Annotated in this window: 12 protein-coding genes and 1 pseudogene; 4 read left to right on the plus strand and 9 right to left on the minus strand. The window is 68.1% G+C overall.

The annotated features are described in order from the left end of the window. The 8 genes and pseudogenes from AB0M15_RS03420 to AB0M15_RS03455 all read right to left on the minus strand — a co-directional run bounded on the left by AB0M15_RS03420 (window position 1) and on the right by AB0M15_RS03455 (window position 7,018). Complete coding sequence (locus AB0M15_RS03420; protein ID WP_363813431.1) at window positions 1-501, minus strand: NADH-quinone oxidoreductase subunit J; 501 nt, start codon at window positions 499-501, stop codon at window positions 1-3. Between the two features lie 146 nt (window positions 502-647). Beyond that, window positions 648-869 (minus strand): annotated as a pseudogene (locus AB0M15_RS03425) (4Fe-4S binding protein); the annotation flags it as partial. A 310-nt stretch (window positions 870-1,179) separates the two neighbouring features. Further along, window positions 1,180-1,773, minus strand: a complete 594-nt coding sequence (locus AB0M15_RS03430; RefSeq protein WP_363813433.1) for a hypothetical protein — start codon at window positions 1,771-1,773, stop codon at window positions 1,180-1,182. Between the two features lie 135 nt (window positions 1,774-1,908). Further along, on the minus strand, window positions 1,909-3,438 hold the full coding sequence (locus tag AB0M15_RS03435; RefSeq protein ID WP_363813435.1) for an alkaline phosphatase family protein: 1,530 nt from the start codon (window positions 3,436-3,438) through the stop codon (window positions 1,909-1,911). A gap of 92 nt (window positions 3,439-3,530) precedes the next feature. Beyond that, on the minus strand, window positions 3,531-4,769 hold the full coding sequence (locus AB0M15_RS03440; RefSeq protein ID WP_363813437.1) for an RNA polymerase sigma factor: 1,239 nt from the start codon (window positions 4,767-4,769) through the stop codon (window positions 3,531-3,533). Beyond that, entirely contained in the window at window positions 4,766-5,110 is a 345-nt protein-coding gene (locus AB0M15_RS03445; RefSeq protein ID WP_363813439.1) for a YciI family protein, read from the minus strand. The genes AB0M15_RS03440 and AB0M15_RS03445 overlap by 4 nt, the downstream gene beginning before the upstream one ends. A gap of 31 nt (window positions 5,111-5,141) precedes the next feature. After that, entirely contained in the window at window positions 5,142-6,365 is a 1,224-nt protein-coding gene (locus AB0M15_RS03450) for a HAMP domain-containing sensor histidine kinase (RefSeq protein WP_363813441.1), read from the minus strand. After that, window positions 6,362-7,018 (minus strand): response regulator transcription factor, encoded by a 657-nt coding sequence (locus AB0M15_RS03455; RefSeq protein ID WP_363813443.1) that lies wholly within the window; start codon window positions 7,016-7,018, stop codon window positions 6,362-6,364. Before AB0M15_RS03455 ends, AB0M15_RS03450 begins: the two co-directional genes overlap by 4 nt. A 138-nt stretch (window positions 7,019-7,156) precedes the next feature. Between AB0M15_RS03455 and AB0M15_RS03460 the strand changes: the two genes are divergently transcribed. The 4 genes from AB0M15_RS03460 (at window position 7,157) to AB0M15_RS03475 (ending at window position 10,690) form a co-directional block, all read left to right on the plus strand. Continuing rightward, a complete protein-coding gene (locus AB0M15_RS03460) occupies window positions 7,157-7,678 on the plus strand; it encodes a hypothetical protein (RefSeq protein WP_363813445.1) in 522 nt (173 codons plus the stop codon). Continuing rightward, window positions 7,678-8,727, plus strand: a complete 1,050-nt coding sequence (locus AB0M15_RS03465) for a peptidoglycan-binding domain-containing protein (RefSeq protein WP_363813447.1) — start codon at window positions 7,678-7,680, stop codon at window positions 8,725-8,727. The genes AB0M15_RS03460 and AB0M15_RS03465 overlap by 1 nt, the downstream gene beginning before the upstream one ends. Then, window positions 8,724-9,389 (plus strand): ABC transporter ATP-binding protein, encoded by a 666-nt coding sequence (locus tag AB0M15_RS03470; RefSeq protein ID WP_363813449.1) that lies wholly within the window; start codon window positions 8,724-8,726, stop codon window positions 9,387-9,389. Before AB0M15_RS03465 ends, AB0M15_RS03470 begins: the two co-directional genes overlap by 4 nt. Before the next feature lie 125 nt (window positions 9,390-9,514). Further along, window positions 9,515-10,690: an ABC transporter permease gene (locus AB0M15_RS03475; protein WP_363814553.1), complete on the plus strand. Its 1,176-nt coding sequence runs from the start codon at window positions 9,515-9,517 to the stop codon at window positions 10,688-10,690. 4 nt (window positions 10,691-10,694) lie between these two features. Here AB0M15_RS03475 and AB0M15_RS03480 read toward each other — a convergent pair whose 3' ends face one another. Further along, on the minus strand, window positions 10,695-11,645 hold the full coding sequence (locus AB0M15_RS03480; RefSeq protein WP_363813451.1) for a complex I subunit 1 family protein: 951 nt from the start codon (window positions 11,643-11,645) through the stop codon (window positions 10,695-10,697). Between the last annotated feature and the right edge of the window lie 13 nt (window positions 11,646-11,658).

Consider the following 11,658-nt stretch of genomic DNA (forward strand, 5'->3'; position numbering starts at 1 on the left):
TCAGTCGCCCTTCTTCCCGGGGCGCTGGGACAGCACGATCGCGCCGATCAGGGCTGCCAGCAACAGGACCGAGAGGACTTCGAAGGGGAGCACCCAGTTGCGGAAGACGGCGGTACCGATGGCTTCGGCGCTGCCCGTTGGTACCGGCCTGAGCTTTTGGTTGCCGAAGGCAAGAACTACCCCGGTACCGAGGAGCAGCGCGAGCACCAGGGCGATCGTGGCGGCGAACGGGCTGCGGCGGGTGGTCAGCGCGGGCAGCGGGTTGGTCGGGGCTTTGGTCAGCATCAGGGCGAAGAGGACGAGCACGACGATCGCGCCGACGTAGACGAGGATCTGAACCAGGGCGACGAACTCGGCATGCAGGGCGCCGAAGCAGCCGGCCACCGCGCCGAGCGTGACGACCAGCCAGAGCGCGGCGTGCACGATCCGGCGCGAGGTGACCGTAATGACCGCTGCCAGCAGCGCCACCGCCCCCGCGATGGAGAAGAGCGCAGTGGTCACTCCTCGCCCTCCGGGTTCGCCTCGATCGGTTCGATCACCGATGGGCCGGGGTCGATCGGTTGCGGCGCGGGGACGGTCCACATCCAGTCGCGCAGGCGGTCCTTCTCGTGGGTGAGGTTGCGCAGCTCGGTCTCGGCGTACTCGAACTCCGGCGACCAGAACAGCGCGTCGAACGGGCACGCCTCGATGCAGATCCCGCAGTACATGCAGAGGCTGAAGTCGATCGCGAACCGGTCGAGCACGTTCCGGCTGCGCTCCCGGGCCTGCTCGCCGACCGACGGAGCGGTCTCGGTGTGCGAGTCGATGTAGATGCACCAACTCGGGCACTCCCGCGCGCAGAGCATGCAGGAGGTGCAGTTCTCCTCCATCAACGCGATCACGCCGCGCGTCCGGGGCGCCAGCTCAGGCTGCACATCCGGATACTGCTCGGTGACGGCACGGCGGCCCAGCGTCTTGGCGGTGACCTTCAGGCCGTCGATCAGCCCTTTCCCTGGTACAACCACGCCCCCTCCTCCCTCAGCCGACTCTGCACGCCGACATTAGTCGGTTTCGGCCGGTGACGGTGCCAAACAGCGTCAGAGTTCGAGTTCCAAGCGCGCCGCGACCTGCCGGTAACGACTCACCGGGATCAGATGAACCCCCTGGAACGCACCGCTGTCCCGGATCCTCAGGACCTGCTCACAGGCCGCCTCCACCCCCGCATCCCGATCCCGCTCGACGGCAGCGACAAGCGCGTCCGGGATGCTCAGCGGGGATGTTCAGCCGGACACTCTCACGCCACCTGAGCAGCTCATCGAGGTCATAGCTGACCTGCACGTAAAGGAAGTCGGCCTCGGCCTTCCAAGCCGGTACTGCCCGCAGCCGCGTCGCCGCGCCGACCTGGAACGCGTTGATCCCCGGGAAGCTGGTCGCGCGTGCCTCGTCGATCATCGTGCGGACGGTCAGCTGGCTGGTCCGGGCGCCTTCGGTCGGGTTGTCGCCGTGCACGAAGAGGAACTGCTCCACCCCGTACGCCGCCGCGGTGAGCAGGTCGCGGCGGAAGCCGAGCAGGTTGCGGTCGCGGGAGTTCAGGCAGGCGATCCCCCGCGCCCCCATCGCCTGCACCTCGTTGGCCACGGCAACACTGCTGACCGTCGCCCGCCCGATGTGGTTGTCCGGGATCAGGAAGGCATCCGCGATCGGACTCATCACCCCGATCTGATGCCGCACCTTCTTCAGATCCGGCCGCGTCGGCGGCTCGACCTCGCAGATCAGTTCGAAGCTGTCAGCCATGGCACCCGACCCTAGCCGCCCGCGCGACGTACCGAAGAACAGGAAGTAGTGGGTCTTCTGCGCTCCGCCGCTGTGGTCGTGAGCGTGGGACCGAGCGCTGAGAGCGCGGACTTCCTGTTCTTCGGCACGGGGGGGTCAGTTCTTGGTGAGGTGGGGGGTGTCGATGGACCAGTACCAGTCGTTGTCGCCGTTGGTCAGGGACCAGGTGATTTTGACTGAGCGGGCGCCTGCGGGGACGGGGATGGTGAGGCGCTCGATCTTGGCGATGGTGTCTTTGGTGTAGGTGAGGATGGGGGTGGGGGTGGCGCCGTCGAAGGATGCTTGGACGGTGGCGGTTTCGGTGCCGCTCTTGAGGTAGTGGGAGGAGAAGGTGAGGGTGGCGGTGGTCGCGCCGGTTACGTCGTACGCCGGTGAGGTCAGCTTGCTGTTGAAGAGGCCGGTGCGGGTTTTGTCGGACCACTCGTCGGAGTCGGCGACAGCGAAGACGCCGCGGGCGCGGACGTTGCTCTCGCGCTGCTGATCGGGGGCGGCCCGGGTCCAGAAGTCATCCGTGGTGAACGACCAGCCCTGCCACTCCCGTACGCCGCCGGTGCCCAGCCCGGTGTTGTCGATCGTCCAGCCTGCGGGTGTGGTGTGCGTCCAGCCCTTCACGTCAGTCGGTACGCCGGTCTCGTCCAGGCGCGACTGCAACGACCCCACCAGCGAGTCGAACGGGTCATCAGGAGCCGCGACCTGACCGTCGATGTCGGAAGCGGTGATCCCGAACCGGCTGAGCACGATCGCCGCGAGGTCGACGTTCTTCGGCGCGATCGCCGGGGTGCCAGGCGTCGTACCGGGGCCGTTGCGGATGATGAACGACGACCGCTCCGGCACCGAGCTACCGCCGTGGCCGCCGCTGTCCTTGTGGCCGTGGTCGGCGGTGACCAGGACGGTCCAGTCCTCGCCTCCGTAGGTCGGGCGGGCCTTGACCGCGGCCAGCAGGGTCGCGACGTGGCGGTCGGTGTTCTCGATCGCGGTCCGGTAGCAGGCGCCGGTCGCACCGCAGCTGTGGCCGGCGATGTCGACGTCACCGAAGTACACGAAGGACGCGTCCGGCCCGGTGCCCTTCAGGTACGCGGCCGCCTCGGTGGCGATCTTCGCGTCGGTGGCGGTCCAGCCGAGCGCGTCACCGTCGTACGTGACCTTCTTCTGTACCTCGTCGGTGAAGATCGCCTGGCCGGCGCTGTTGGTCGTCAGCGGTGTCCAGTCGGCGATCGCGTACGTCGACAGCGTGGGACGAGCGCGTTCGAGGCGGGTCAGGAAGTCCGGGTACTGCGTGAGGTTGGTACCCGTACCCCAGCTGTTGCTCAGCACCTTGTGCTTGTCCGGCCAGACGCCGGTCGCGTTGGTCGCCCAGCCGGGTCCGGACAGGGTGGGCGCGAACGGCGAGGCGTACAGGGTGGTCCGGCTCGCGGAACCGGTGCTGATCAGGCCCTTCAGCGCGGGCGTGTCGAAGGCCTGGATCTTGCTGAGCAACGCGCCGTCGATGCCGATCACGAGCACCTTCTGAACGTTGGCGGTCGGAGCGGCGGCAGCAGCAGCCGGTGGGTGTGCGGTGGCAACCAGGGCAGTGGTGACGGTCAGGGCGACTGTGGCCAAGGCGGTGAGAGCGAGGGGGCGGTTCACGGGCTCCTCCGGAGATCGATTGATTGGTCCGGACCAATGTCTCGAAGATGGCCGGACAGATCAACGGTTCGGATGTGGCGAGCAGGTGAATCTCAGAGGGCGTCGAGGCTGCGCTGCAGGAAGTCGCGTTCTGCCGTGTTGACGGTCAGTTCCAGGGCTGCCCGGTAGGCCGCTGCCGCCTCGCCCCGCCGGTCCAGACGCTTGAGGAGCTCGGCGCGGATCGCGTGGAACAGGTAGTAGCTGCCGAGGTCCAGATCGTCGACCAGCTTGAGCGCAGCGCCCGGTCCATCGACCTCGCCGACGGCGACAGCTCGGTTCAAAGCAACGATCGGGGTCGGCTCGAGGGTGAGCAGGTGGTCGTACAGCTGGACGATCTGGCGCCAGTCGGTGTCGGCGGCCGTGGCGGCGTCGCTGTGGACCGCGTTCATCGCCGCTTGCAACTGGTACGGACCGGGCTGGCCGCGCCGCAGGCATCGGCGTACCAGGTCCTGCCCTTCCGCGATGAGCGCTCGATCCCAGAGGTCGCGGTTCTGGTCGGCGAGCAACACCATCGAGCCGGTGGCGTCGACTCGCGCCGCGCGGCGGGATTCCTGAAGCAGCATCAGCGCGAGGAGGCCGACCGCCTCGGGTTCGTCGGGCATCAGTTCGACGAGCAGCCGGCCGAGGCGGACGGCTTCCTGGCAGAGTTCCGTGCGGATCAGTTCGTCGCCGGACGACGCGGCGTACCCCTCGTTGAAGATCAGATAGACGACGGCCAGGACCCCGCGGACGCGCTCGGGGAGATCAGCCTCGTAGGGCACCCGATACGGGATGCCGGCGGTGCGGATCTTGGCCTTCGCGCGGACGATCCGCTGCGCCATCGTCGATTCCGGGACCAGGAACGCGTGCGCGATCTCGGTCGTGGTGAGGCCGCCGAGCAGGCGCAGGGTGAGGGCGACGCGGACGTTCAGGGCGAGGGCGGGGTGGCAGCAGGTGAAGATCAGGCGGAGCCGGTCGTCGCGCACAACCCCCTCCTCCACTGGTTCGTCCTGGGCATGCAGCAGCGCGGCCTGGGCGTGCTTGTCCTCGCGGGAGGACTCGCGCCGCAGGCGGTCGATCGCTCGGTTGCGCGCGGTCGTGATGATCCATCCGGCCGGACTGGGCGGAAGCCCGTCCACCGGCCACTTCTCGAGAGCCTTCGCGAAGGCCTCCTGAACCGAGTCCTCCGCGATATCGAGATCCCCGAACACCCGGGCCAGCACGGCGACCGCCCGCCCATGCTCCGCCCGGAACACGGCAGCCACCTCCGCGGCGGAAACCACCGACGGCTGGCTCTCCGGCTGCTTGGTCATTCGATGAAGGGGCGGACTTCGACGGAGAGGGGTTTGAGGATCGCGGCCAGCTTGCGGGCCCAGGTGAGGGCCTCGTCGAGATCGGCCGCCTGCACGACGGTGAAGCCGCCGAGATGCTCCTTGCCCTCGGTGAACGGACCGTCGGTCAGCAGGACCTCGTCGCCGTCGGCGCGGAGTACCGTCGCCGACTCCGGCGGATGCAGTCCGGCGCTGAACACCCACGCGCCGGCAGCCCGCAACTCGTCGTTCCAGACCGCGAGGTTCTTCATGATCGGGTCGAGGATCTCTGGCGCCGGCGCCGGTCCGTCAGGCTGGTAAATGCTGAGCAGGTACTGCTTCATGCTGCCTCCTTTACCTCCTACACGAACGCCCTCAGCCCGGATCGACCGGCAGGCTCACAATAATCGCCAACCCGCCGACATCCCGTGGCTTCGCGCTGACCGACCCGTCGTGCGCCTGCGCGACCGACTGCACGATCGACAGCCCCAACCCCGCTCCCTTGGCTCCGACCAGCCGATCGTCGGCCAGCCGGTGGAACGGCTTGAACAGCCCCTCCACCTCGTACGGCGGGATGCTCGGCCCACTGTTGCTGACCTCGACCTCGACCCGGCCGCCGGCCGTCCGGCTGACCACATGAACCCAGCCGCCGTCGGAGAGGTTGTGGCGGATCCCGTTCTCCACCAGGTTGTGGACGAGGCGTTCGAGCAGGAGCGCGTCGCCGGTCGTCGGAGCATCACCAGGCTCGGTGGTGACGGTCACCCCAGCAGTCTCGGCTTCTGGCGTGAGCTGGGCGGTGACATGCGTGATCACGTCGGCAAGATTCACCGGGTACGTCGCCGTGACCTGCTTCTCCGAGTCGGCCAGCAGGAGCAACCCGCCGATGAGCTGCTCATGCCGGGCGTTGATCTCCAGCAACGTCTCGCCCAGCTGCCGCACGTCATCGGAGGCCGTCTTGCGATGCATGGCGACCTCGACCAGCGCACGGCCGAGGGTGAGCGGCGTACGGAGCTCATGCGAAGCGTTGGCGACGAATCTCCGTTGCCCGTCGAACGAGTGGTCGAGCCGCTCGACCATGGTGTCGAAGGCGTCGGCCAGGTTCTTCACCTCGTCGTCCGGGCCCTTCAACGCGATCCGCTCATGCAACCCACGACCGGCCGCCGGGGCAGTCGCGATCCGTTTGGCCGTGTCGGTGACCCGATGCAGCGGCGCCAGCACCCGTCCCGCGACCAGCCACCCGAAGCCGGCCGCCAGCCCGCCGACGATGACCAGGGCGATACTCCCCTGGGTCAGCAAGGTCTTGGTCGCAGCCGCTTTGACCCGCGCGTTCTGCTCCTCCATCACTTGCTCGGCATCCGGCCCGGTCAGCACGTCCCCGGCGCTGTTCATCACGTACAGCTCTTTGGTGGGCACCTTGTCCGCGCTCGGCGCCGACGTACCGGATGGTGGTGAGAGGTATTTACCTTGGATGATCACCCGGTGGTCTCTGGAGAGCTGGTTGCTGAAGAGGGCGTAGGTGAGGGCCAGGAGGAGTACGCCGGCGACCAGGAAGAGGCCGGTGTAGATCAGCATCAGGCGGGCGCGGAGGGTCAGCTTCATGGGATCCGGTACCCGACGCCGGTGACGGTCTCGACCACGGCGGGGTCGCCGAGCTTGCGCCGCAGTTTGAGGATGGTGAGGCGGACCACGCCGGTGAAGGGGTCGACGTGTTCGTCCCAGGCCTTCTCGAGCAGCTGTTCCGCCGACACGGTCGCACCGTCGGCACGCAGCAGCTCCGCCAGTACTGCGAACTCCTTCTTCGCCAGCGGTACATAGCGCCCGTCCCGGAAGACCTCGTGCCGCGACGGATCAAGGGCTAGTCCGGCGCGTCGTAGTACCGGCGGATCGGCAGGGCGACTGCGCCGACCGAGGGCGAGCACTCGGGCCGCCAACTCGGGGAAGGCGAACGGCTTGGTCAGATAGTCGTCGGCGCCGAGCCCTAGCCCCTCGACCCGGTCAGTGACGGCTGCTGCGGCCGTGAGCATCAGCACCCGGGTGTCCGAGCCGGATGCAACGACCTGACGGCACACCTCATCCCCGTGGACGACGGGGAGGTCGCGGTCCAGCACCAGTACGTCGTACTGATTGACCGCCAGCCGCTCGAGTGCGGACTCGCCGTCGGGCGCGACATCGACGGCATGCGGCTCGTCCCGCAACCACTCCGCGATCGCTGCCGCGAGCAACGGTTCGTCCTCGGCCACCAGTACCCGCATCGCAACGCCACCTTCCGTCGTGACTGTCCATGATCCCCGACGCCGCGTTTCCCCGGTGTTACCCGAGCAGGAAACAGCAGGGAAACGCCTGTGCGACTTGCCTTGAGGCCGGTATCCCGATTCCTCAAGGAGAAGACCGTGACGCGAAAGCACTCCCTCGGCGCGCTGGCCACACTCGCCCTCGCCATCACCCTGACCGGCTGCGGCTCAGGCTCCGACGACAACCAGCAGGTCGCCTCCGGCAGCGGCGCCCAGGCCACCACGAGCCCTGGGACCACCCCCGGCAGTGACGGGCTCAGCCTCGACGAGAAGGGCGTGAAGTTCGCTCAGTGCATGCGCGAGCACGGCATCAACGTGCCCGATCCCGAACCGGGCAAGGGCCCGATGATCAAACTCGACCCGAGCGACGGCACCCGCGAGGACATGGACAAGGCGATGGAGGCCTGCAAGGAGTTCAGCCCGCAGCGCGAGACAGGTCCCGATCCGCAGCTGGAGGAGAACGGCCGGAAGTTCGCTGCCTGCATGCGGGAGAACGGGGTGGAGAAGTTCCCTGACCCGAAGCCCGGTCAGCGCGGGGTGATCATCGACAAGGCGGCCGGGGAGGACCCGGACTTCCCGAAGGCGCAGGAGGCCTGCCAGCCGATCCTGGCGGCCAAGTGATGGCCCGGAGAACCGTACTGACGGCGGTCGCGGTGCTGGCCGCGGGTGGCGGGCTCACTGCCGGGCTGCTGACTCGCGGCGACAGCAGTGAGGCTGCCGGCGAGAGCCCGGCGGCGCTGACCAACACCGCCAAGGTCACTCGGCAGACACTGAAGGACACCGAGACGGCTGATGGTGAGCTCGCGTACGGCGCGACCACTACGGCGACCAGCCGGGCAGCTGGGACGCTCACTTGGCTGCCCGAGAGTGGGCAACAGGTCGGGCGGGGGCAAACGCTTTACCAGGTTAATAACTTGCCCACGACTCTGTTTTACGGCGCACTGCCGGCGTACCGGCGGTTGGCGGAGGACAGCGAGGGGGCTGATGTGCTGCAGCTTGAGCGGAACCTCAGGGCCCTTGGATATAAGGGGTTTACCGTCGATGACTCATTCACTTCGGCCACTGCGGACGCGGTGGAGGAGTGGCAGGAGGATCGGGGGCTGTCGGAGACCGGGGTAGTTGAGCTGGGGCAGGTTGTGTTCGCGCCTTCGGCGGTACGGGTTGAGAGCCTGCAGGCTGCGGTGGCCGATCCGGTTGCGCCTGGGCAGAAGGTGCTCAGTTACACGGGAACGGTGAAGGCCGTGACGGTCTCGTTGGAGGCTGCGGACCAGAGGCTGGCCAAGAAGGGCGCGGCGGTGTCGGTGGCGTTGCCGGACGATACGTCGGTCGCGGGCAAGGTGTCCGAGGTGTCGACGGTGATCGTGCCGGCCGCCTCACCGGACGAAGAACCTTCGACCGAAGTGGAGGTTGTCATTGCGTTGGGCAACCAGAAGGCGGTGGCGGCGTATGCGTTGGCTTCGGTCGACGTGACGTTCACCGCGGCGGAGCGGAAGGGTGTGTTGACTGTGCCGGTCGCGGCGCTGCTCGCCTTGCAGGAGGGCGGATTCGGGGTCGAGGTCGCCGGTACGCCGAAGTACCGGCCGGTGAAGACCGGGTTGTTCGCAGCCGGGCGGGTGGAGGTCAGCGGGCCTGGGATCGTCGAGGGGCTCGCTGTGGGGGTACCGAAGTGATCGAGCTGACCGAGGTGACGAAGGTGTACGCCGGTGGGGTCACCGCGCTGGCCGGGGTGTCGCTGCGAATCGAGGCCGGCGAGCTGGTCGCGATCGTCGGTCCGTCGGGTTCCGGCAAGTCGACGATGCTGAACGTGATCGGCACTCTCGACCGCCCGACGACGGGCCGGGTCCGCATCGACCGGTACGACGTGGCGCAATTGTCCGACGCCGGCCTGTCCGCGCTGCGGGCGACCCGGATCGGGTTCGTCTTCCAGCACTTCCACCTCGCTCCCGGCGTACCAGCCGTGGACAACGTCGCCGACGGCCTCCTGTACTCCGGCCTACGCCGGCCCGAACGCCGCAAACGAGCCGCAGCCGCTCTGGAGCGAGTCGGCCTGGCCCACCGCCTCAACCACCACCCCCACGAACTCTCCGGCGGCGAACGCCAACGCGTCGCGGTCGCCCGAGCAGTAGCCGGCAACCCTGCCGTCCTACTGGCCGACGAACCCACCGGCGCCCTCGACTCGACCTCAGGTGCCGGAGTCATGCAACTACTTCACGACCTGAACACCAGCGGCACCACGGTCATCATCATCACCCACGACCGAGACATAGCCACCTCCCTCCCCCGCCAACTCCACATGCGAGACGGCCACCTGACCCAGGAGCTCAGCGCATGACCGAGAACAATGCAGGGGCAGATTGGCCGACCGGCTCCCAGAAGGTGGAGCGGGAGCTGCCGGGGCCGGGGAGTGGGCGGGAGCTGCCGGGGCGGCGGGGTGGGCGGGAGTTGCGGGTGGCTCGGATGCGGGTGGGGGATCTGGTTCGGGTTGGTGGAGTGGGGTTGCGGACTCGGCCGGGGCGGGCGTTTCTTTCCGCGTTGGGGATTGCCATCGGGATCGCGGCGATGGTGAGTGTGGTGGGGATTTCGGCTTCTTCGCGGGCCGAGCTGGATGAGACGTTGGATGCGTTGGGCACCAATTTGCTGACGGTGGCGCCAGGGACTCGGCTGACCGGGGAGGCGGCGGAGTTGCCGTTGACGGCGGAGGGGATGGTTCGGCGGATCGGGCCGGTGGAGGCGTTGTCTGCAATCGGGCTGGTGGACGGGGCCTCGGTCTATCGGAGTGACCGGATTCCGGCGATCCAGACCAATGGGATTGCGGCGTATGCGGCACGGACGGATTTGCTGGAGACCATCGGGGCGACCGTGCGCAGTGGGCGGTGGCTGGATGCGGCGACTGGGGCGTACCCGGCGACAGTACTCGGGTCGGCGGCGGCTGAGCGGCTGGGGATCAACAGGTCCGGTGCGGATACCAAGGTGCTGATCGGCGATGAATGGTTCACGGTGCTCGGAATCCTCGAGCCTGCCGCGTTGGCGCCTGAGCTGGACAGCGCGGCTCTCATCGGCTGGCGCGCGGCGGACTCCACGCTGGGTTTCGACGGCCACGCGACGAAGATCTACACCCGTACGCCGGACAGCCAGGTGGAATCAGTCCGCGAAGTACTCGGCGCCACCGCCAACCCCGAGGCGCCCAACGAGGTCGACGTCTCCCGCCCATCCGATGCGCTCGCCGCGAAGCAGGCGGCTGGTGACGCCTTCACGGGACTGCTGCTCGGGCTCGGCGCGGTCGCCCTGGTCGTCGGTGGTGTCGGCGTCGCCAACATCATGGTGATCTCCGTCCTGGAGCGCCGCGCCGAGATCGGCCTGCGGAGATCCCTCGGAGCGACCAGAGGCCAGATCCGGACACAGTTCCTGACGGAGTCGCTGCTGCTCTCGGCGCTGGGCGGCATCGGCGGAGCGATCCTCGGCAGCGCAGTCACCGCCGCCTATTCGTCGTACCAGGGCTGGCTGACGGTCCTCCCCCTCTGGGCGTTGACCGGCGGCATCGCAGCAACCCTGCTGATCGGCGGCCTAGCCGGCCTCTACCCAGCCATCCGCGCGTCCCGCCTCTCCCCCACGGAAGCTCTGGCGACGCCTTAGCGGGTCAGTAGAAGATGACGACGCCGATGCCGGTGAGGGCTAGTTGGAGGAGCGCCACCGGCACCAGGCCTTGCCAGGCGAGCTTCTGCAGTTGGTCAGCACGCAACCGCGGGAACGCCACCCGCACCCAGATGACCAGCAGCGACACGGCTGCCACCTTCAACACGGTCCAGATCCAGCCGATGCTGTCCGGCCCCGGCCCACTCCAGCCACCCAGGTACAGGACCGTCGTGAGCCCGGCGAGCACCACGATCCCGGCGTACTCCGCGAGTAGGAACATCGCGAAACGGAGTCCGGTGTACTCCGTGTACGGACCGAAGATCACCTCGGAGTCGGCTACCGGCATGTCGAACGGCGGCCGCTGCAGCTCGGCCAGGCCGGCGATGAAGAAGACGACCATGCCGGGCAGTTGCCAGAGCAACCACCACGGATTCCACACCCCGACGATCCCGCTCAGGCTCAGCGTCCCGGCGGCGACCGCCACGCTCGCGGCGGACAGTACGAACGGCAGCTCGTAGCTCATCAGCTGTGCCGCAACCCGCAGACCGCCGAGCAGGCTGTACTTGTTGCCGCTGGCCCAGCCGGCCATCAGCGAGCCCAGCACGCCGATGCTCATCACCGCGAGCACGTAAAACAGCCCCGAGTCCAGATCCGCCCCGACGATGCCCGGGGCGAGCGGGATCGCAGCGAGCGCCGCCATGTACGGCAGGATCGCGACGATCGGCGCCCACTCGAAAACGCGCTTGTCGGCGGCCGCCGGGGTGACGCTCTCCTTCTGGATGAACTTCACCCCATCGGCGACCAGCTGCGCCCAGCCGTGGAAGGCACCCGCGTACATCGGCCCGAGCCGCGACTGCATGTGCGCCATCACCTTGTGCTCGGCCTGCCCGACCACGAGGGGCGCGACGAGGAACGCGACCAGCACTCCCACGACGCGCACCACGAATTCGAGCATGGGCGCAGCCTAT

It is taken from the genome of Kribbella sp. NPDC051718, from assembly GCF_040681515.1.
In the GTDB taxonomy this organism is placed as follows: Bacteria; Actinomycetota; Actinomycetes; order Propionibacteriales; family Kribbellaceae; genus Kribbella.